Origin of the sequence: Rathayibacter tanaceti (genome assembly GCF_009834165.1) — a bacterium.
GTDB lineage: Bacteria > Actinomycetota > Actinomycetes > Actinomycetales > Microbacteriaceae > Rathayibacter > Rathayibacter tanaceti.
On the sequence record NZ_CP047186.1, the window covers coordinates 1912320 to 1932782 of the forward strand.

Sequence of the window (20463 nt, forward strand, 5' to 3'; positions counted from 1 at the left end):
TGCTATTTCCCTTCTTCGATGGGGATTCCCATCACCGCGCGTCGTCGGGGCGACGAGGCGCGGGAACCTGTACGGCCGGCGGTGCCGGCCAGTCCGAGCACGACTCCGCGGGGCACGGCGAGCCGCTGGAGCACGGCGAACAGCACCTCGCTGAGCAGCGTCAGCACGATCACGAGGATCGAGCCCGCGAGCATCTGCGGGTAGTCGCCCGACTTCACTCCGCGGAAGATGTACTGGCCGAGCCCGCCCGCCCCGATGTAGTCGGCGAGGGTGGCCGTCGCGATGATCTGCAGCGTCGCCGAGCGGAGCCCGCCGATCAGGAGCGGCAGCCCGAGCGGGATCTCGACCCGCGCGAGGATCTGCCACTCCGTCATGCCCAGTGCGCGGGCGGCATCGACCGTGCGCCGGTCGACAGCCTCCAGACCGGAGTAGGCGCCGGCGAGCACCGACGGGATCGCGAGCACGACCAGGGCGATCACCGGAGCACCCAGCCCGAGGCCCAGGCTCATCGCGGCGAGCACGAGCACGCCGAGCGTGGGCAGCGCGCGCAGGCCGCCGGCCAGCGGGACGGCGAGGCCCTTGCCCCGCCCGGTGTGCCCGATGAGGTAGCCGATCGGGATAGCGATCGCCGCCGCGATCACCAGCACCAGGAGGCTGATGCCTACATGCTGAGCCACGCGGGTCGGGATCGCGTAGACCCCGGTCCAGTGCGCCGGATCGGCGATCCAGGCGAGCGCGTCGGCGAGGAGGTTCACGTCGTCACCGCCGTCTCGACAACGACCGGTCGCCGCGCACGGCGCACCCGGTCGACCGCGGTCCAGGGCATCAGGAGGCGCCCCAGCACGACCAGCAGCGCGTCCAGCACCAGCGCCAGCGCGATCGTGAGCACGATGCCGGTGACGATCTCACCGGTGATCCCGCGCTGGAACCCGTCGGTGAACAGCAGTCCGAGGCTCTGGATGCCCAGCACGGCGCCCACGGTGACGAGGCTGACGGTGCTGACCGTCACCACGCGCAAGCCCGAGAGCAGCACCGGTCCCGCCAGCGGGAACTCCACCCGCCAGAAGCGCGCCCACGCGGAGTAGCCCATCGCGGTCGCCGACTGACGCACGTCCTCCGAGACGGCTCCGAGTGCGTCCGAGGTCGTCCGCACCATCAGGGCCACCCCGTAGAGCGTGAGCCCGGTGATCACGTTGGCGGTCGAACGCAGCGGGATCCCCAGCAGCACCGGCAGCAGGATGAACATCGCGAGCGACGGGATGGCGTACAGCACCCCCATGCCGGTCAGGAGGGCGCCACGGCTCCAGCGGTAGCGGTTCGCGAACCAGCCGAACGGGAGGGAGACGAGGAAGCTGAGGACGATCGGCGGCACCGACAGGGCCAGGTGCGCCAGCAGGTTCGCGACGATCGCGTCCGTGTTGTTGACGACCCAGTTCACTCGGCGGGACCGTCCTGCGCTCGCAGCACCCCCGTCGGACGTCCATCGCCGTCGACGACGACGCGCACGCCGTCGTGCTCCTCGATCCGCAGCGAGCGCTTGCCGCGATCGGCGCCGACGAAGCCGGCGACGAACTCGCTCGCCGGTCGGGCGAGGATCTCGGCGGGCGTGCCCTTCTGCGCGATCCGGCCGCCCTTCTCGAGGATGACGACCTGATCGCCGAGCAGGAACGCCTCATCGATGTCGTGGGTCACGAAGACGACGGTCTTGTCGAGCTCGTCCTGGAGGCGGAGCGTCTCGCGCTGGAGGTCGGCGCGCACGAGCGGGTCCACGGCCCCGAACGGCTCGTCCATCAGCAGGATGTTGGGGTCGACGGCCAGGCCGCGCGCGACTCCGACGCGCTGCTGCTGGCCGCCCGAGAGCTGGCTCGGATATCGAGTGGCGAGCGAACGGTCGAGACCGACCGTGTCCATCAGCTCGAGGGCGCGGGCCCGGGCCGTCTTCTTGGCCACGCCGGTGAGGCGCGGCACGGTGGCGATATTGTCGACGACCCGCCGGTGCGGCAGGAGACCCGAGTTCTGCATCACGTAGCCGATCCGCCGGCGCAGGGCGACCGCGGGGAGCGACGAGATGTCCTCGCCGTCGATCTCGATCGTGCCCGACGTCGGCTCGATCATGCGGTTGATCATCCGCAGGATCGTCGTCTTGCCGCAACCCGACGACCCGACGAACACCGTGGTCTGCCGAGACGGGAGGACGAGCGAGAAGTCGTCGACGGCACGCGTGCCGTCCGGGTACTGCTTGCTGACTCCGCGGAATTCGATCACGACCGTGCTGCCCTCGCTCCTGCGCGCGCCCCGCTCCGGAGCCCGCTCCCGCCTCAGCGTCCGCGCCCTCCGGTGCGACTGCGTCGCTCCTGCGCCGGGCCGTGCCCGTCGGCACCGCCTCGACCCGTCGGGCGCCGATCGGAACCCGGTGGCCAGCAAAACACCAATTGGAGCCGCCTGCCAACCTGGACGGCGGAGTGTTGCGGGACGCCGCGGAAAGAGCTAAGCCGAGCGGACGCTAGCCCTCGTCGACGTCGCCGTAGTAGGCGGTCATGTAGTTGCGGAGCAGCGCGCGACTCTCGTCGATGAACCGCTGGTCGCCGTTCGGATCGATCAGGAAGGCGCGGGTGAGCAGCGCATCGGCGACCTCTATGGTCACCTCGAGCCGGAACGAGAGCTGGGCGCCGCCCGGCAGACCGTATTCGGAGGCGAGGATCTCGGCGAAGCGGCGGGCGAAGAAGCCGGCCTCGAAAGCCTCGCCCGCGACCTCGGGAGCGTGGATCGTGTCCACGAAGCGGATCGAGCGGAAGCCGGGCTCATGACGGTGCATCTCGCAGAAGGCGTCGATCGCGCAGTCGACCGCCCCCCACCAGTTGTTCGGCTGGGTGTCGCGGATCCCGGTGATGACCCTCCGCCGGAAGCGCTCGAGGGCCCGCTCGCGCAGGGCCTGGAGGACGGCGATGCGGTCGGGGAAGTAGCGGTAGACGGTGCCGATGGCGGCTCCCGCCCGCTCGGCCACCATCGCGGTGGTGAGGCGGTCGAAGCCGACCTCATCGACGACGGCGGCCGCCGCATCGAGGAGGGAAGCGAGCCTGGCGGCGCTGCGCACCTGTACGGGTTCGTTGCGAACCTGGGGCGATTCGCCGAAAGGGCGGTCGACGAGATTTCCAAGAGGCACGGCGGGCTCCTTCGATCGGGGTTCCTACAATCGTACGCACGCTGATCGACTATCGGCGTCATTTCATCGAAAGTCCCTCGTTTTCATCGCTCGGAATCGGCGGAGACCGAGCACAGCACCTCAGGAGTACCCATGTGCGGACGGTTCGTCCTCTCGCAGTCCGCCGCCGACCTGGTGGCCCTCTTCGACATCGACGAGCCGGGCGCCGACCTGCCGGAGCCCTCCTGGAACATCGCGCCGACCCAGCGGATCGCCGTGGTCGCCGAATCGATGAAGGGCGTGGAGGAGGGCAGCCCGCCGCGCCGCAGGCTGGCCGGCGCCCGCTGGGGGCTCGTGCCCCGCTCCGCCGCCGACCCCTCGGCCGGGGCGCCGCTGATCAACGCGCGGATCGAATCGGTCGCCGAGAAGCCGTCCTTCCGCGAGTCGTACAGCGCTCGACGGGCCATCGTCCCGGCCTCCGGATGGTACGAGTGGCGGATCGCCGCGGACGGCGCGAGATCGCCGGTGTACGTGTCGCCCGGTGAAGGGTCGCTCGTCCTCTTCGCCGGACTCTACGAGTGGTGGCGCTCCTCGCAGCCGGGCGCGCCCTGGCTCCTCTCGGCGACGATCCTGACGCGGCCCTCCTCCGGTGCGGTCGCCGACGTGCACGAGCGGATGCCTGTGCTGCTCCAGCCCGAGCTGATCGAGGACTGGCTCGATCCAGGCTCGACGGGCGACGGCGACCTGCTCCGAGCCGCGGCCGAGGGTGCCGCCGAGCTCGCCGAGGAGTTGGACGTGCGCACCGTCGGAGCCGCGGTCGGCTCCGTCTCGGCGAACGGGCCGCAGCTCATCCAGCCGGCCTGAGCCGAGAGGGCGCGAACCCGGCCGCGGCACTCGTGAGAGCGCGATCCGCGGGGGTGCGGGCATCTGACAGACTGGACGGATGCCGCTGACGCCCGAGAGCAAGCCCCTGAGCCCGGGCAAGGCCGAGGTCATGCACCGCGCCGCCCGCCTCGAGGACCGACTCCACGCCTTCCGGATGCGTCGCGTGCGGCGGAAGGGGCATGTCCCGCGGGTGATCCCCTACACCGGCTACGGCACGACCGAGCAGCTGCGGGTTCTCGCCCGCGTTCTCTACACGCCTCCGACGCCTCCGGGCGTCGAGGAGGTGCGCCCCGTCGAGGGCGTGCGCGGCTGGCGCAGCTTCACGAGCGTGTTCGTCAGCGGGGCGGTCGTCTCGGTCGAGGTCGACGGGCAGCAGCACCGGGTGACCGCCGATCGCGGCGGTGTGGTCGACGCCGATCTGCCGATCACGCTCTCCCCCGGCTGGCACACCATCACCTTCTCCACGGCCGGGTCGAAGCCCGTCGCGGCGCCGGTGTTCATCGTGCGGCCGGAGGCACGCCTCGGGATCGTCTCTGACGTCGACGACACCGTCATGGTGACGGCGCTCCCCCGCCCCTTCATCGCGGCCTGGAACACCTTCGTGCTCGACGAGCACGCACGGATGCCCACCCCCGGGATGGCGGTCTTCCTCGACCGCTTCGCCCGCCAGCACGAGGGCTCGCCCGTCATCTACCTCTCGACGGGAGCGTGGAACGTCGCACCGGCACTCACCCGCTTCCTCTCGCGGCACCTCTACCCGGCCGGCGCCCTCCTCCTGACGGACTGGGGGCCGACGCACGACCGCTGGTTCCGCAGCGGCAAGCAGCACAAGGAGGTCAACCTCCGCCGTCTGGCCGACGAGTTCCCCGATGTGCGCTGGCTGCTGGTCGGCGACGACGGCCAGCACGACGAGGAGATCTACGCCGACTTCGCGAACGAGCACCCGGACCGGGTGGCGGCCATCGCGATCCGGCAGCTCTCGACCGGTGAGGCCGTGCTGGCCGGCGGGCGCTCGAAGGCGCAGGACCGCTCAGAGACGAGCGGCACGCCGTGGGTCTACGCACCCGACGGCGCCGGCATCTCGGAGCAGCTGACGGAGCTCGGCGTCCTCTGAGGCCCGACGGTGGCTCCGCACCCCGAGCTCACCGTGCACCGAGCTCGCTGCAGGCCTCCTGCCCGAGACGGGGCCGTCCCCGGCACGACGGAGCCGTCCGCTCCCCGAGGGGAGGGACGGCTCCGGTCGACCGCTGCGGACTACGCCTGGTGGGCGGCCTGGAGGTCGAGGGTGATCGTGACCTTCTCGCCGATGAGCACGCCGCCGGTCTCGAGGGCCGCGTTGTAGGTGAGGCCGAAGTCGGTGCGGTCGATGGTGGCCTTGGCGGTGAGGCCGGCCTTGTAGTTGCCGTAGGGGTCGGTGCCGAAGCCGCCGAACTCCACCTCGAAGGTGACGGGCTTGGTGACCCCCTTGATGGTGAGGTCGCCGTCGACGAGGAAGTCGCTGCCGTGGGGGCGGACCGCGGTCGACACGAAGCGGATCTCGGGGTACTGGTCGGCCTCGAAGAAGTCGCCGGTGCGGAGGTGTCCGTCGCGGTTGGGCTCGTTGGTGTTGACGGAGGCGACCTCGGCGGTGGCCTCGACGGTGGAGTCGAGGGGGTTCTCGCCGGTGGTGAAGGTGGCGGTGAAGCGCTCGAACGTGCCCTTGACCTTGCTGATCATCAGGTGGCGGACGCTGAACGCGACCTCGCTGTGGGTGGGGTCGATGACCCAGGTGCCGGCCTTGTAGCCGGGGATGGTGATGGTGTCGGTCATGGTTTCTCCTCGAGAGTGATGGTCGTCGCGGGGAGAGCGTCCCCGTCGGATGTATGCAAGTGCATCGTCGCGGCCCAGTATTCCATGTAGCGACAACTATTTCACCCTCGAGTCCTCGAAGGTTCGGCACCGGCCGGTGAACATCGGGTACCGCACCCCCGGAAGTGGTACTGGATCAGCGGCCGCGGCGCGCCGAGTCGGCCGGGGCGGGATCGAGCCGCTCCGGATTGCGGATGCCGACGAGGGAGACGACCCCGCCGGCGACGAGCAGCACCGCCGTCGTCACCGCCGCCCGGGAGAAGCCCTCGGCATCGAGGGAGTCGCCGACGACCAGCGATGTGGCGGCGATGGCGACCAGACCGGCGATGCGCGAGACCGCGTTGTTGACGGCGGAGCCGACTCCGCTGTGCCCGTCCGTCACCGCGCCGAGGATCGTGGAGGTCAGCGGGGCGACCGTCACGGCCAACCCCAGCCCGAACAGCAGGATGCCCGGCAGGAGCTGCGTGACGTAGTCGGCCGACTCCCCCGCGAAGGAGAGGAGGAGGAAGCCTGCACCAGCCACCAGCGGTCCGACCCCCATGAACAGGCGGGGCCCGACCCGCGCCGAGAGCGAACCGGACACCTGCGAGAGCAGGAGCAGCAGGACGGTCGGCGGCAGGGTCGCCAGCCCCGCGAGCGTCGCCGAGTACCCGAGCGTCTGCTGGAGGAAGAGGCCCAGGGCGAAGAAGCCGAACGAGAGAGCGCCGTAGACGAAGGCGGTCGAGATGTTGCCAACGGTGAAGGTGCGGGAGGAGAAGAGCGACAGGGGCAGCATCGGATGCGGTGTGCGGCGCTCCCAGAGCACGAAGGCGACCAGCGCGGCGACTCCCCCGATCAGCGCGGCCAGCACGAGCGGATGCGCGAGGCCCAGCCGCTCCTGCTCGATGAGCGCGAACACCGGACCGCCGAGGCCGATCACGCCGAGGACCGCGCCCACGCCGTCGATCGGCACGCGGCTCCCCGAGTCGACGGGGCCGAGCCGGCGCAGCAGCACGAGCGTCACAACGATCGGCAGGACGTTCAGAGCGAAGACGTAGCGCCACGAGCCCGCATCGACGAGCAGACCGCCGATGACCGGACCCGCGATCGTCGCCGTCCCTGTCCAGGCGGTCCACGCGCCGATGGTGCGCCCCTGAGCGGCGCCGTGCACGGTCGCGATGATGAGCGCGAGGGAGCTGGGGACCAGGATCGCGCCCGCCGCGCCCTGGAGCATCCGCGCCACGATCAGCACCTCCGCCGTGGGCGCGAGGGCGCAGAACAGCGAGGTGACACCGAAGCCGACGAGGCCGATCGCCATGCTGCGTGCCCGCCCGATCCGATCGGCGAGCGAGCCCGCCACCAGGATGAGCGCGCCGAGCGTGATGAGGTAGCCGTCCACCACCCACTGCTGAACGGCGAGCCCGCCGCCGAGCTCCCGCGTGATCGCGGGCAGCGCCACGGTGACGACCGTGCCGTCGAGGAAGGCGACGAAGGAGGCGAGGACCGCCACGACGAGAACCGCCCTGCGGCGCGCCGCGGAGGAGTCGGCAGCGGCGGTCATGCGCGGACTCGGATCACCCGCTCACCGTACTCGGGAGGCACTCTGGCGCGGGCGGCACGCCGGACTCAGGCGCGTCGCCTACTCTCGTAGCCATGTCTGCGCAAGAAACCGCCCGCGGCGGCATGCTCGCCCGGGTCCTCGGGATCGTCGGAGCCAGTGTCGCCGGGGGTCTGCTGATCACCGTGGGAGTCACTCCCGCCCTCGCCGTCACCGGGCTCGCCGAGAACAACCCGATCGGCCTGTTCGAGACCGTGCCCGAGTACCTCGAGCTGGGCCAGCTCGCCCAGAAGACCGAGATCTACGCGAAGCGGACGGACGGCTCGAACGAGCTGCTCGCCTCCTTCTACGCGCAGAACCGCGAGGAGGTCGCCTTCGACCAGGTGAGCCAGTTCGCCAAGGACGCGGCGATCGCCACCGAGGACCCCCGCTTCTACGTCCACGGCGGAGTGGACCTGCAGGGCACGATCCGCGCGGTGCTCAGCAACCTGGTGGGCGACGACCTCCAGGGCGGCTCGTCGATCACCCAGCAGTACGTGAAGAACGTGCTGGTGCAGAAGGCGGAGTCGCTGAGCGAGACCGACGAGGCCGCCTCCCAGGCCGCCTACGAGGAGGCGACGGCCACCACTCCCGGGCGCAAGCTCAAGGAGATGAAGCTCGCCGTCGACCTCGAGAAGAAGTACAGCAAGGACCAGATCCTGCTGGGCTACCTCAACATCGCCGGATTCGGCGGACAGGTCTACGGCATCCAGGCCGCCGCCGAGTACTACTTCTCGACGAACGCCGCCGACCTCAGCCTCGCGCAGGCCGCCAGCCTGATCGCGACGGTCAACAATCCGAACAGCCTGCGCATCGACGACCCCGAGAACATTCCGGACAACAAGATCCGCCGCGACTACGTCCTCGGTCAGATGCTCCGCGAGGGCAAGATCTCGCAGGAGCAGCACGACGCGGCGACCGCCGAGGAGGTCGTGCCGGCCATCACGCAGACCCCGACCGGCTGCCAGACCGCGGGGAACGCCGCGTTCTTCTGCGACTACATCACCCGCGTGGTGCAGAACGATCCGGCTTTCGGCGACGACGCGGACACCCGCCTCGCCAACTTCCAGCGTGGTGGCTACAAGATCTACACGACCCTCGACCGCGACCTCCAGGACACGGCGGCCAACGCGACGAACAACGCGGTGCCGAAGGTCCCGACGAACGACACCAACATCGGCAGCTCGACGGTGTCGATGGAGGTGGGCACCGGCCGGATCCTGGCCATGGTGCAGAACAAGGACTACGACGCGGCCGGCTCCGTGAACGGCGAGAACTTCTCGGCGCTGAACTTCAACACCGACACGGCCTACGGAGGCTCGACCGGATTCCAGGTCGGCTCGACGTACAAGGTGTTCACGCTGGCGCAGTGGCTCGCGAGCGGGCGGACGCTTAACGAAACCGTGAACGGACGGGTACGCACCTTCGAGGGGTTCCCCGCGAAGTGCCTGCCCGGCGGCGAGGACGACAGGCCCTACAAGGTCGGCAACGACGACGACGAGGACGGCACCTTCAGTGTTCTCAACGGCACGATGAGGTCGATCAACACGGTCTACCTGGCCATGGCGCAGCAGTTGGACCTCTGCTCGATCCGCGACCAGGCCGCGGCCTTCGGGGTGAAGGCGGCCGACGGTGGCGACCTCGGCATCAAGCCCGCCTCGATCCTCGGCTCCGACTCCAACATCTCGCCCCTGTCCATGGTCACGGCCTTCGCCGGCTTCGCCAACAACGGCAGCGCATGCTCCGCGATCGCGATCGACTCGATCACCGACGCGACCGGTGCCGCCGTGCAGCCTCCGGTCTCGACCTGCAACCAGGCACTGAGCCCCGAGCTGACCGCAGTGGCGAACTACGCGCTCCAGCGGGTCGTCACCTCCGGCACGGCGGCGCAGTCCGACCCCGACGACGGGATCGAGCACATCGGCAAGACGGGTACGACGGACAACGCCGAGTCCACCTGGATGGACGGCGCGAGCTCGCGCGTCGCCACCGTGGTCTGGGTGGGCAACATCGACGGCCACACCTCGATGCGGGAGGTGCGGTTCCCGAACACGGAGCTCGACAGCCGTCCGTACGCCTCGAACATCCGGCACTACATCTGGAACTCGGTGATGACCCGGGCCGACCAGAAGTACGGAGGCGACGACTTCGCCGAGCCGAGCAGCGCGCTGCTGAACGGCCGCCAGATCGTGGTGCCGGACGTCTCCGGACGCTCGATCGACGATGCGACCGAGACGCTCGACGACCTCGGCTTCGACGTCGACGAGGGCGCCACTGTGGACTCGGCCGCTCCCGCCGGCACTGTGGCGGGCACCGACCCCGGAGCGGGCACCACCGTCGCCCGGTACTCGGACATCACGCTGCTGATCAGCAACGGCTCGCAGGCTCCCGCGCCGCAGGCTCCTGCTCCGGAGACGACCGGGACCGCCGAGCCCGGCACGGAGGACCCCGACTCGCCGCTGCCCGCAGAACCGGTCGCGACGCCTCCGGTCGGGGCCGCGGAGTGAGCTTCGACGCCGGATTCCTCGGCGTCGACGCCGCCGCGCCGCGGCCCTCTGCTGAGCGTGCTGTGCGGCTGCTGCCGTACACGCACTTCGAGGTCCTCCTCGATCCCGAGCGGCGCCTCGCGCTCTCGACCGCGGTGAACATCGACGGCGCCCGGCTGGTGGAGCTCGACCGCGGAGACGACTGGCACCTCGACGACCGCGTCCCCGCCTCCGAGCAGACCGGCTCCGAGGTCTACGCCCGCAACGACCTCGACCGCGGTCACCTCGTGCGCCGCCGCGACCCGGTCTGGGGTGAGGCCGCCGAGGCGCGCGCGGCCAACCGCGACAGCTTCTGCTACACGAACGCCGCTCCGCAGGCGAGCGGCTTCAACCAGTCGCAGGAGCTGTGGCTGGGCCTGGAGACACTGGTGCTCGAGTACGCGCAGACGTGGCGCACCCGGCTCAGCGTCTTCACCGGGCCGGTGCTCGCCGGCGACGATCCCGTCTACCGCGGTGTGGGCATCCCCCGACGCTTCTGGAAGATCGCGGCCTGGAGCCCCGACGGCGCCTCCCTCGCCACCAGCGCCTACCTGCTCGACCAGTCCGAGCTCATCGAGCCCGTCCGCGAGGGGCTCGTGCCGCTCGGCGGCTTCCGCACCTTCCAGCTGCCGGTCGCCGAGATCGGCACTCTCACCGGGCTCGACGTCTCGGCACTCGCCGAGGCCGATGTGTTCGGTGCTCCGGGGGCCCGGGCGGAGCCGTGGCGGGAGCTCGCGAGCGCCGACGACGTCGCGAGCGGCCTCCGCCCCCGCTAATCCCTCGACCGGGGCAGGATGGGGGCATGAGCTCCCCCGTCCTCGTCGAGATCGCGTCCGGCTCCGCTCGGCTGCGAGACCCGAGGGCTCCGCTCGTGCACGTCGACGAGGCCGGCTACCTCCGTGGCGACGGCGTCTTCGAGACCGTTGCGGTCCTCCGCGGACGACCGCGTGCGGTGACCGAGCACCTCGACCGCCTCGCGCAGTCGGCGCGCGCCGTCGGGCTTGCCGTCCCGGAGGCGGCGCTGTGGTCGCACGCGCTCGAGCTGGCCGTCTCGGAGCACGACCGCGTCGAGGATCTGACCGTGCGCTTCGTCGCCGCCTTCGGCCCGGGCGACCTGGCGCGCTGCACCGTCCGCGCGGCGCCCACTCCCGATGCGAGCCGGCTCCGCGAGCGCGGCGCTGCCGTGGTGGTGCTCGACCGCGGCTACGCGCGCGGCGCGCAGGAGGCGGCTCCGTGGCTCCTCGGCGGAGTGAAGACCACCTCGGGTGCCGTCACCCGGGCGGCGCTGCGGGAGGCGGCGGCGCGCGGCGCCGATGACGTGGTCTGGCGCACGAGCGACGGGCTGCTGCTCGAGGGGGCGACCTCGAGCCTGGTGCTGCTGACCGCGGGGGTGCTCGCGACGCCGGTCTCGAGCGGGGTACTCGCGGGGACGACGGTGGAGAGGATCCTGGCACTCGGTCGCGGGCTCGGGCTGGACGCGGCGCGACGGGAGCTGCCGGTCGCGGCCCTGGTGGCAGCCGATGCGGCCTGGCTCGTCTCGAGCACGCGGCGCGCGGTGCCGATCCGCTCGGTCGACACAGCGCCGCTGCGGCTCGACCACGCCCTGACCGCCGCGTTCGAGGCGGGCCTGCTCGCCGGCTGAGCGCCGAGGCCGCCCGGTCGTCGCCCCGTGCGGTGGATTCGGCGCGGTGCGGAACAGAGCGCGCGGCTCAGACCGCCGCTGCGAGGACGCGGGCGGTGTGCGGGCCGACCCCTGCCTCCTCGGCGTCGCGCAGATCGGCGACGGTGTCGACATCGAGCCGGAGGGTCGACGTGCTCGGCAGTTCGAGGACCGCGCAGCCGGCGGCGCGGTGCCGCTCCAGCGAGCCCGGACCGAACGACGGCGCGACGAGGGCCTCCGCGGCGAGCAGGAGCGCAGTCGTCCCGCTCCCCTCCCGATCCGCCACAGCGGCAGGCAGCGAGGAGGCGGCCGCGAGTGCGCGATCGAGATCGACCGTCCGCAGGGCGGGCAGGTCGCCGGTCAGCACGATCACCGGAGTCCCGGGTCGCCGGTGCAGGGCCTCAGCGGCGCCGCTCACCACGGCGGCGTCGAGACTGCCCGGGTCGGCGACGACGACCAGTCCGGGATGCTCCGCACGCGCGCGCTCGACGGCACCCGAGTCCGATGTCACGAGGAGCAGCACTTCGGCTCCTCCGGCCGCCGCGAGCGTGTCGAGCAGGAACGCCTCCGCGAGCTCGGCGCGGGAGTCGAGGTCGAGACGCGTCTTCGAGCCGCCGCGCCCCCTGAACACGACGACCGCGCTCCAGCCCGGCATCACGCGCGATCCTCCCGCGACGGGGCAGCGACTCCCGCCGCGTAGCCCGCGGCGAAGGCCTCGTCCGCGCCCAACCGGAACATGTCCTCCGGGCCGGTGCGCGTGAGAGCACGGGCCCCCGGCGCGTCGAGCCCGACCACCAGCCGGGCGAGCCCGCGCACGACGGCCACGGGCCGGCCGCTCGCCTTGCCCTTCACCAGATCGCCGAGGGCCGCGATCTCGTCGGCCACCGCGGGCAGCGTCACCGCGAGCGTGCGGCCGAGGGAGTCGACCGCACCGCGCAGATCGTCGACGACGAGCACTCCCGCGGCTCCGATCGCGGCATCGGTCTGGCCGACCCGCCAGGCGCGACCGAGGGTGTCGCTGATCAGCACTCCGATCCGTGCGCCGAGGCGCTCGCGGAGCCCGGCGCACAGCAGACGGGCCGACGCGTCCGGATCCAGCGGCAGCAGCAGCACGGTGCCGGCGGCGACGTTGCTGGAATCGACGCCGGCCGCCGCCTGAACGATGCCGAGGCGGTTCTCGACGATGCGCGTGACTCCGGAGGCATGCGCTCGCGTTGCGACGACGCGGACGGTCTCGGCGGTGATCGCCTCCTCGCGGTCGACCGCGGCGACGATCCGCCCTTCGGCCTTGGAGACGATCTTGCTGGTCACGACGAGGATGTCGCCGTCGCGCGGTCGATCCGCGGGCTCGGCGGAGGCGACGGCGGCGAGGAGCAGCTCGAGCAGGTCGTCGCCGGGGGTCACCTCCGGGATGCCGTCGAGGGCCCAGGCCTGCACGCGCGTTTCGGTCACCCGTCCATTCTCTCCGGTGCGGGCAGGGAGCCGGGCCTCGGCCCGAGACCTCCGGGGGAGGCGGTCGACCCGAGCGGTCAGGCCGAGCGGAGGTAGGCGGCGACGGCGGGTGGAACGTAGGGCGCGACATCCCCGCCCAGGGACGACACCTGGCGCACGAGCGAGCTCGACACGTGAGCGTGTGCGGGGTCGGGCAGGAGGAACACGGTCTCGACATGGGCGAGGTTGCGGTTGACGATCGCCATCGGCGTCTCGTAGGCGACGTCGACCTGGGAGCGGATGCCCTTCACCAGGATGCTCGCCCCCACATCGGTGCAGTAGTCGACGAGCAGCCCCATGCTCCAGGAGGCGACCACGATGCTCCCCTCGATGCCCGCCTCGACGATCGACTGCTCGATCAGGGCGACCCGCTGCGCGATCGGCAGCAGCGCCGTCTTGGCGGGGTTGTGCACGACCACCACGTGCAGCTCGTCGACCAGGCGCGCGGCCCGCTCGATCACGTCGAGATGCCCGAGGGTCACGGGGTCGAAGGAACCGGGGACGACGGCGATGCGGGCCATGCCGCCAGCGTAGCGGCCGCCTCCGACGCTCTAGCTCTTGGCCAGGAACTCGCGGTCGCGGTCCTGCACACGGCGCTCCAGGGCGGCGCGGAGGCGGTCGTGCGCGGCGAGGGCCGGATCCTCCTCGAGGAGGCGCTCGGCCAGGGCGCGCGCCTCGACGATGAGGTGCGAGTCCTGCACCACGCGGAGCAGGCGCAGCGAGGAACGGCCTCCCGACTGAGAGTCCCCCAGGACGTCGCCTTCGCGGCGCAGCTCCAGATCGACCTCGGCGAGCTCGAAGCCGTCGAGCGTCGCCGCGACGGCCTCGACCCGCTCGCGCGCGATCGTGCCCGCCTCCGCCGCTGTGACGAACAGGCAGACGCCGGCGACGCCGCCGCGTCCGATCCGCCCGCGGAGCTGGTGCAGCTGCGAGACTCCGAACCGCTCGGCGTCGAGCACCACCATCATCGACGCGTTCGGCACGTCGACGCCCACCTCGATGACCGTGGTCGACACGAGCACGTCGATCTCGCCGGCCGCGAAGGCCCGCATGACCGCGTCCTTCTCCTCCGTCGTCATCCTCCCGTGCAGGGCGGCCGAGCGCCGGGCTCCGAGCAGAGGATGCGCGCGGACGCCCTCGAGCGTCCCCGCGACCGTCGAGAGCGGGGCCGCCACGGGGGCGTCCTCCTCGGCCGCCTGCGCGCCCTCGGTCGGCTCGCCCGGCTCGATCGCCGGGCAGACCAGGTAGACCTGATGGCCGGCGCGGATCTCCTCCTCCGCCCGCTCCCACGCCCGCGCGATCCAGGCGGGGTGGTCGGCGAGAGGCACGACGTGGCTCGTGATGCCGGGGCGACCGGCGGGGAGCTCACGGATCGTCGAGGTGTCGAGGTCGCCGAAGACCGTCATCGCGACGGTGCGAGGGATGGGCGTGGCCGTGAGCACGAGCACGTGCGGAGGCTTCGCGCCCTTGCGGCGCAGCGCGTCGCGCTGATCGACGCCGAAGCGGTGCTGCTCGTCGATCACGACGAGGGCGAGGTCGTCGAACGAGACGGCGTCGCTCAGCAGCGCGTGCGTGCCGACGACGATCTTCGCCGTTCCCGTCACGATCCGCAGCAGCGCGGAGCGGCGCTCCGCCGCTCCCAGCCCGCCGGTCAGGAGCGTCGGCACCAGCTCGGTGGCGAGCTCGGGACCCAGCGTGCGCACGATGGAGCGCAGGTGCTGCCCGGCGAGCACCTCCGTCGGCGCGAGCAGGGCCGCCTGGCCGCCGCTCTCGGCGGCCGTCAGCATCGCCCGGAGCGCAACGAGTGTCTTGCCGGAGCCGACCTCGCCCTGCACCAGGCGGGTCATCGGGCTCTCGTTCGAGAGGTCGGCCTCGATCTCTCCGCCGACCGCCCGCTGGTCGCCGGTCAGCTCGAAGGGCAGACCGGAGTCGAAGCGCTCGAGCAGGCCGCCGGGCGAGGGCACCCGGGCCGTGGCGGGCGTGGACCGTGCCGACGCGCGCCGCTCGAGCAGGGCCAGCTGCAGGAGGAAGGCCTCGTGGAAGCGCAGCGTCTCGCGCGCCTGCGCCTCCTCGCCGTCGCGCTGTGGCCGGTGGATCAGCTCGAGCGCGTCGCCCAGCGGCAGCAGCGAGCGACCGGCGCGCACCGCCTCGGGCATCGGATCGGACACGTCGCGCAGGCCGTCGAGCAGCACGCCGATCGCGGCCTGGAGCTGCCAGCTCGAGATCGCGCTGGTCGCCGGGTAGATCGGGATGGGCCGCTCGGCCCAGTCCTTCGCGAGCTCGCCGCCGCCGGCCTCGGTCGCGGCGGCCTCCTCGTCGTCGAAGAGCCGGTAGTCGGGATGGGTGAGCTGCGGAGTGTCCCGGAACATCGACACGGTTCCCGCGAAGATGCCGCGCACACCGCGGTGCAGTTTGGCCGCGCGCCACGGCTGCCCGAAGAAGGTCAGCGAGAGCGTGCCGGAGCCGTCGGAGATGACGACCTCGAGCAGGGTTCCCCGGCGGTTGCGCATCGGGCGCTCGCGCACCTCGCGCACCTCCGCGACGATCGTGACGCTCTCGCCGACGGGGAGCCTCGAGAGGGCCGTCAGCTCGCCCCGCTTCGCATACCGGCGCGGGTAGTGCCCGAGCAGTTCGCCGACCGTGCGGTAGCCGAAGGCCTTCTCGACCACGCCCGCCGTGCGCGGCCCGATCAGCGGCGCGAGGGAGGCGTCGAGGGGGTCCGTGATCACCTAGCGATCATAGGTCGGACCTCGGACGCGCGAGCCGGGCTCCGGGGTCCAGCGCCGACCGCGGAGCCACAGTGGCGAGCAGCCGGCGCCCCGGCCCGACCGAGGCGCGGAGGGCGGCTACCACGACCACGACCTCCGCCCACGCCTGGGCATCGGCCGAGACCGGCGCGTACCGGCGCCGCTCGAGCTGCTCCCGCAGACCGCGGAGGCTCGCGCGCGCCGGGGCGTCGAGTCCGGCACCGATTCGCGCCTCCTGCGCGCGCGGCGACTCGCCCGTCTCCACGGGGATGCCGAGGTCGCGGGCGCTGGCCGTGAGCTCGGCCCAGGCCGCTTCGATCGAACCGCGCCGAGCAGCACTCCGGCGCAGGCGGAGCCTGACCACACGCAGAAGCCACGGCACGAGGAGCAGAAGGAGCAGGAGCAGCCACAGCGTCGCGGGCGAGGCGGTGGCGCTCCCCGTCGCGCCAACGGCGCCGGCCGTCGGAGTCGGTGAGGCAGCGGTCGGAGTCGGGGCGGCCTCGGGGGCGCTCGATGCGTCGGGAGCCGAGCCCGCCGCCGAGCCGGGGACGTTCGGCCCCGTCGACGCGGTCGCGCTCGGCAGCGTGTACGACGCGGGAGCTCCCCGGCTCGGCGTGGGCTCGAAGGGCAGCCAACCGACGCCCTCGAAATAGAGCTCGGGCCACGCGTGCAGATCGGAGGAGAGCACGCGGTAGGCGGTGAGTTCGCTGCCCGCGGAGGGCACCACCGAGCCAGGCTGGTAACCGATGGCCAGCCTCGACGGGATGCCCAGCTCGCGCGCCATCACCGCCATCGCCGAAGCGAAGTGCACGCAGTAGCCCTCGCGGGTCTCGAGGAACGCCGCGAGCACGCCGACACCGTCGCCGTCGTAGCCCTCCTCTGCGGGCGTCTGCTCCGAATAGCGGAAGGCGGACGAGCGGAAGTACGTCTGCAGCGCCCGGGCACGGTCGTACCCGGTGGTCGCCTCGGCGGTCACCTCGAGTGCCGTCGAGCGGACGACCTCGGGCACATCGTCCGGCAGCGCGAGGTAGCGGTCCTGGCCCTGCGGGGCGGGGGCGTCGAGCAGCTGCCGGGGATCGGGAGCGAGGCGCAGTGCCTCCACCTCGTAGTCGTCGCCGGCGCGGGTGGTCGCATCGCCGCGGATCGAGCCGTCCTGCACGTCCTGCAGCCATCCGTCGCCGACTCCGCTGAGCGAGGCGACGGGGTAGGGGACGGGGAGCCACTGGCTCCGCAGGGTCTCGATCGAGACCTCCACCTCCTCCGCGTCCCTCGGAACGCCCGCAGAGAGGCCCTCCGGCGCGATCGGCGTGTCGATGGCGGCCGTCTCCTCGGTCTCGCTCGGCGCCCAGTCGTCGCCGTCGAAGTCCGAGACCGTGAGCACCCGCAGGTAGACCGGCAGCTCGGAGTCGGTCGAGTAGCGCAGCACCGTCACCGGATTGGGCCTCCGCAGATCGTTGCCCAGGGCCACGACCGGGTCGATCGAGCCGTTGAACAGCGCGCCCGAGACCCCGGAGGCCGCGGTCGTGCGGGTGTAGCCGGTCGCCGAGCCCGCGAGCAGTCCTGCGCCGACCACGACGACCGTGACGGTCGCGAGCGAGGGCAGCGCCGTGGCGGCCCAGGCCCGCCTCCCGGCCCGTGCCGACGGTGCCGCGCTGACCGCGAGGACGCCGGCGTACGCGAGTGCGGTGACGATCAGGCTCGGCCACGAGACGTCGGACGGGTCGATGATCGCCGGGACCGCGAGCAGCGCAGCAGGGAAGAGTCCGGCGAGCGCGGGAAGGCGCACCGAGAACGCAAAGAGGTCGGCCGCCCAGGTCACCACCACGACGCCGCCGATCAGGAGGAACGAGATGCCCTCGTCGGCGACGGCCGGCAGGCCCTGCTGGGCGATCGAGGTGAAGCCGCCCTCGGCGAGCGCCCTCGCCTGCGCCACAGCCGCGGGGGTCGGCACGACGAACAGCAGTGCCTGCGTCGGCGCGAACATCGCCGTCAGCACTCCCCCAGCAGCCAGTGTGCCGAGGACCGGCGGGAGGACAGGATGCACCCGGAACGCCCGCGCGATGGCCGGGACGACGAGCACGACCGAGACGGCGACGGCGAGCTGCACCAGCCAGCCGACTCCGACGAGCAGGCGGCCTGTGCCTGCGGCGGCGGCCACGATCGCGAGACCCAGCATCGCACTGAGCAGGAGGGCTCCGGAGCGGGGATCGCGCTCGCTGCGCCGGCTCACGCGACGACCCGCAGGGCGAGTGCCTGGGCCCACGCCTCCTCGACGGAGGAGGTGACCGCCACAGCGACGGGGTACCAGCCGAGCGATGCCAGAGCCGACTCCTCCTCCGCCGTTCCGCCGACCACGAACGCGATCGCCGGCCGGGCGTGGGCGGCGAGCGAGGCGAGCGCGTCGAGATCGTCCTCGTGCAGGCGCGAGAGCACAGCGAAGACGGGTCGCGCTCCTCCTGTGTCGCGCATCTCGGCCGCGATCCGCGGCACTGCCTCCACCGACTCCTGCGAGGGCGCGAGCTCGGCGAGGCGCAGCAGGACGTCGTGCGCCACCTCGCGCTCGTCCTCGGAGTGCTCCTGCTCGTCGCTCGCGCCCGTCTCGACGAGGTGGGTCTCGAAGCCGCGCTCGAGCAGGTGCACGGCGAGCGAGGCGGTCATCGACACGGCCCACTCGAGCCGCTCCTCGTCGCGGCGCCCGACCATCCGCTCGGCACGCGTTTCGAGCAGGACCCAGGCGTGCGGATCGGTGCTCTGCTCGTCCTGGCGGACCTTGAGCTCGCCAGAGCGTGCGCTGGCGCGCCAGTGCACCCGCCGCATCGCGTCGCCCGGGCGATAGTCGCGCGGAATCACGTCGTCGGTTCCGGCTCCGGCCGTCGCGTGGGCGACCGGGCTCGACCCACCGGCACCGTGCGCGTCGAGCACGTCGCTCTGCAACGGCACGGCCCGGGGAGTGACGACGAACGGCTGAGCGGCGCCCACGACGCTCTCGCGCAGGGCCAGCCCGAGGCCATCGCCGCGGACGAGACGGAGCGGACCGATGCGGTGGATGCCACGACGGTCGGCCGGCAGGCGGTAGCGCGCGCTCACCCGGCCGTGGGCCGGCACCGCGGGGAGCGCGAAGGCTCCCTCGGCGACCGGACGGCCGACGACGGCTCCGCGCTCGACACGCTCGAGGCGGTCCTGGGCTCTGGCACCGCCACGCAGAGCTCGACCGCGGTTCTCGAGCAGCACGTCGACCTCGACGACGTCTCCTGCGGCCACGTTCTGCGGAGCGAAGCGCCGCTGCACCCGCACGGACGGGGTCGCCACGACGAGGGAGACGAGGGCGCCCAGCGGCAGCCCGAGCAGCACGAGACCGAGGAACAGCAGCTCTCTGAACTCTGCGACGGGCGCGATCACGACGGCCGCGACACCGAGGAGCACCAGCACCCAGCCGCGCAGGGTCAGAGCGAGGCCGGCGAGCGCGGGCAGTCCGCCGAGCCGAGCCGAGGGAGCCTCAGCGGCGCGGCGCTCAGTCGCCACGGCCGCTGAAGGGGATGGGAGTGGACGCGACGATCCGCTGGACGATCTCGGTCACCGAGTGCGACGCTCCGGCGCCCGCACGGCCGGGCAGGCGCGTGGCGGGCAGGAGGCGGTGCCCGAGGACCGGGACGGCGAGCGCGTCCACGTCGTCCGGGACGACGAAGTCGCGGTCGTTGATCGCCGCGAGGGCCTTGGCCGCAGCGATCAACTGGAGGGTCGCGCGCGGGCTGCCGCCCAGACGCAGCTCCGGATCGATCCGAGTGGCCTGCATGATCGCGACCACGTACTCCTGCACGGCCGGTGCGACGTACACGGAGCGCACGAACGCCATCATCCGCTCGAGCTCGACCAGGCCCACGACGGGGCGCAGCTCCTCGAGCGGGCTGGCCGCGTCGCGGGTGCGGATCATCTCGAGCTCGGCCCTCTCGTCGGGGTATCCGAGCGAGAGACGCGCCATGAAACGATCGCGCTGCGCCTCGGGGAGGCTGTAGGTGCCCTCCATCTCGACAGGGTTCTGCGTTGCGATCACGGCGAAGGGCTGCGGGAGGAGGTGGGTGACGCCGTCGACCGAGACCTGGCGCTCCTCCATGCACTCCAGCAGCGCCGACTGCGTCTTGGGCGAGGCGCGGTTGATCTCGTCGCCGATCAGGATGTTGGCGAACACCGGCCCCGGCTTGAACTCGAAGTCGCGGGTGGCCTGGTTGTAGACCGAGACGCCGGTCACGTCGGAGGGCAGCAGGTCGGGGGTGAACTGGATGCGCGCCACGCTGCCGCCCACGGACGCGGCCAGCGACTTCGCCAGCACCGTCTTCCCCGTGCCGGGGACGTCCTCCATCAGGAGGTGGCCACCGGCCAGGAACACCGTCACCGCCATCGAGACCTCGGCCGACTTGCCGTCGATCACGCGGGTGAGGTTGCCGAGGACGGCGCCGGAGTGGGCGGTGAACTCCTCGCGCGTGAGGGGTGTCCCGGGCACCGCTCGTCGGCCGACAGCGGAGCGGGTGTCTTCGAGCGACGTCATAGCTACGGATTCTCGCAGTCCCAGCCGGAAAAGGACCCAGGGTTCT

At 72.1% G+C, this 20463-nt stretch carries 18 protein-coding genes; 5 read left to right on the top strand and 13 right to left on the bottom strand.

Annotated elements, in window-relative coordinates:
• Nucleotides 1–2 precede the first annotated feature (2 nt).
• The 4 genes from GSU10_RS09010 to GSU10_RS09025 form a co-directional block, all read right to left on the bottom strand.
• Nucleotides 3–755, bottom strand: coding sequence for an ABC transporter permease (locus tag GSU10_RS09010; RefSeq protein ID WP_068212215.1), 753 nt, complete (start codon nt 753–755; stop codon nt 3–5).
• Entirely contained in the window at nt 752–1438 is a 687-nt protein-coding gene (locus tag GSU10_RS09015) for an ABC transporter permease (protein ID WP_068212216.1), read from the bottom strand. The genes GSU10_RS09010 and GSU10_RS09015 overlap by 4 nt, the downstream gene beginning before the upstream one ends.
• Nucleotides 1435–2265, bottom strand: coding sequence for an ABC transporter ATP-binding protein (locus GSU10_RS09020; RefSeq protein WP_068212217.1), 831 nt, complete (start codon nt 2263–2265; stop codon nt 1435–1437). Before GSU10_RS09020 ends, GSU10_RS09015 begins: the two co-directional genes overlap by 4 nt.
• Before the next feature lie 238 nt (nt 2266–2503).
• Entirely contained in the window at nt 2504–3163 is a 660-nt protein-coding gene (locus tag GSU10_RS09025; protein WP_068212221.1) for a TetR/AcrR family transcriptional regulator, read from the bottom strand.
• 132 nt (nt 3164–3295) lie between these two features.
• Between GSU10_RS09025 and GSU10_RS09030 the strand changes: the two genes are divergently transcribed.
• Together GSU10_RS09030 and GSU10_RS09035 are read left to right on the top strand one after the other, a co-directional pair.
• Nucleotides 3296–4006, top strand: a complete 711-nt coding sequence (locus GSU10_RS09030) for an SOS response-associated peptidase (protein WP_132504151.1) — start codon at nt 3296–3298, stop codon at nt 4004–4006.
• 79 nt (nt 4007–4085) lie between these two features.
• Nucleotides 4086–5141, top strand: a complete 1056-nt coding sequence (locus tag GSU10_RS09035) for an App1 family protein (RefSeq protein WP_241972878.1) — start codon at nt 4086–4088, stop codon at nt 5139–5141.
• Nucleotides 5142–5281: 140 nt separating this feature from the next.
• On the opposite strand, the gene GSU10_RS09040 is transcribed toward GSU10_RS09035, so the two are convergent.
• The gene (locus GSU10_RS09040) at nt 5282–5836 is read right to left on the bottom strand and encodes a YceI family protein (protein ID WP_068212692.1); all 555 of its coding nucleotides are present in this window, start codon (nt 5834–5836) and stop codon (nt 5282–5284) included.
• A gap of 175 nt (nt 5837–6011) precedes the next feature.
• Entirely contained in the window at nt 6012–7415 is a 1404-nt protein-coding gene (locus GSU10_RS09045; protein ID WP_132504149.1) for an MFS transporter, read from the bottom strand.
• Between the two features lie 92 nt (nt 7416–7507).
• On the opposite strand from GSU10_RS09045, the gene GSU10_RS09050 reads away from it, so the two are divergent.
• The 3 genes from GSU10_RS09050 to GSU10_RS09060 are packed head-to-tail and all read left to right on the top strand — an operon-like array spanning nt 7508 to nt 11618.
• Nucleotides 7508–9958 (top strand): transglycosylase domain-containing protein, encoded by a 2451-nt coding sequence (locus GSU10_RS09050; RefSeq protein WP_082845258.1) that lies wholly within the window; start codon nt 7508–7510, stop codon nt 9956–9958.
• The gene (locus GSU10_RS09055; RefSeq protein WP_132504147.1) at nt 9955–10752 is read left to right on the top strand and encodes a DNA/RNA non-specific endonuclease; all 798 of its coding nucleotides are present in this window, start codon (nt 9955–9957) and stop codon (nt 10750–10752) included. Before GSU10_RS09050 ends, GSU10_RS09055 begins: the two co-directional genes overlap by 4 nt.
• 26 nt (nt 10753–10778) lie before the next feature.
• Complete coding sequence (locus GSU10_RS09060; protein WP_132504146.1) at nt 10779–11618, top strand: aminotransferase class IV; 840 nt, start codon at nt 10779–10781, stop codon at nt 11616–11618.
• Between the two features lie 67 nt (nt 11619–11685).
• Here GSU10_RS09060 and cofC read toward each other — a convergent pair whose 3' ends face one another.
• The 7 genes from cofC to GSU10_RS09095 form a co-directional block, all read right to left on the bottom strand.
• Nucleotides 11686–12291 carry a 2-phospho-L-lactate guanylyltransferase gene (gene cofC, locus GSU10_RS09065; protein ID WP_068212270.1) on the bottom strand — a complete coding sequence of 202 codons (606 nt, stop codon included), beginning with the start codon at nt 12289–12291 and terminating at the stop codon, nt 11686–11688.
• Nucleotides 12291–13088: a coenzyme F420-0:L-glutamate ligase gene (gene cofE, locus GSU10_RS09070; protein WP_241972877.1), complete on the bottom strand. Its 798-nt coding sequence runs from the start codon at nt 13086–13088 to the stop codon at nt 12291–12293. Before cofE ends, cofC begins: the two co-directional genes overlap by 1 nt.
• A 77-nt stretch (nt 13089–13165) precedes the next feature.
• Nucleotides 13166–13648, bottom strand: coding sequence for a pantetheine-phosphate adenylyltransferase (gene coaD, locus GSU10_RS09075; protein ID WP_068212271.1), 483 nt, complete (start codon nt 13646–13648; stop codon nt 13166–13168).
• A 30-nt stretch (nt 13649–13678) separates the two neighbouring features.
• Entirely contained in the window at nt 13679–15856 is a 2178-nt protein-coding gene (locus tag GSU10_RS09080) for an ATP-dependent DNA helicase RecG (protein ID WP_068212272.1), read from the bottom strand.
• A gap of 7 nt (nt 15857–15863) precedes the next feature.
• Nucleotides 15864–18104 (bottom strand): transglutaminase TgpA family protein, encoded by a 2241-nt coding sequence (locus GSU10_RS09085; protein ID WP_132504144.1) that lies wholly within the window; start codon nt 18102–18104, stop codon nt 15864–15866.
• Nucleotides 18101–19396, bottom strand: a complete 1296-nt coding sequence (locus tag GSU10_RS09090) for a DUF58 domain-containing protein (protein WP_068212275.1) — start codon at nt 19394–19396, stop codon at nt 18101–18103. The genes GSU10_RS09085 and GSU10_RS09090 overlap by 4 nt, the downstream gene beginning before the upstream one ends.
• Nucleotides 19386–20417: an AAA family ATPase gene (locus tag GSU10_RS09095; RefSeq protein WP_082845228.1), complete on the bottom strand. Its 1032-nt coding sequence runs from the start codon at nt 20415–20417 to the stop codon at nt 19386–19388. The genes GSU10_RS09090 and GSU10_RS09095 overlap by 11 nt, the downstream gene beginning before the upstream one ends.
• Nucleotides 20418–20463: the final 46 nt, after the last annotated feature.

Excerpts from the sequence above, each read along its gene's own strand:
- GSU10_RS09030 (WP_132504151.1), top strand. The coding sequence starts at position 3,296 with ATGTGCGGACGGTTCGTCCTCTCGCAGTCCGCCGCCGACCTGGTGGCC.
- GSU10_RS09035 (WP_241972878.1), top strand. The coding sequence starts at position 4,086 with ATGCCGCTGACGCCCGAGAGCAAGCCCCTGAGCCCGGGCAAGGCCGAG.
- GSU10_RS09040 (WP_068212692.1), bottom strand. The coding sequence starts at position 5,836 with ATGACCGACACCATCACCATCCCCGGCTACAAGGCCGGCACCTGGGTC.
- GSU10_RS09045 (WP_132504149.1), bottom strand. The coding sequence starts at position 7,415 with ATGACCGCCGCTGCCGACTCCTCCGCGGCGCGCCGCAGGGCGGTTCTC.
- GSU10_RS09050 (WP_082845258.1), top strand. The coding sequence starts at position 7,508 with ATGTCTGCGCAAGAAACCGCCCGCGGCGGCATGCTCGCCCGGGTCCTC.
- GSU10_RS09060 (WP_132504146.1), top strand. The coding sequence starts at position 10,779 with ATGAGCTCCCCCGTCCTCGTCGAGATCGCGTCCGGCTCCGCTCGGCTG.
- cofC (WP_068212270.1), bottom strand. The coding sequence starts at position 12,291 with ATGCCGGGCTGGAGCGCGGTCGTCGTGTTCAGGGGGCGCGGCGGCTCG.
- coaD (WP_068212271.1), bottom strand. The coding sequence starts at position 13,648 with ATGGCCCGCATCGCCGTCGTCCCCGGTTCCTTCGACCCCGTGACCCTC.
- GSU10_RS09095 (WP_082845228.1), bottom strand. The coding sequence starts at position 20,417 with ATGACGTCGCTCGAAGACACCCGCTCCGCTGTCGGCCGACGAGCGGTG.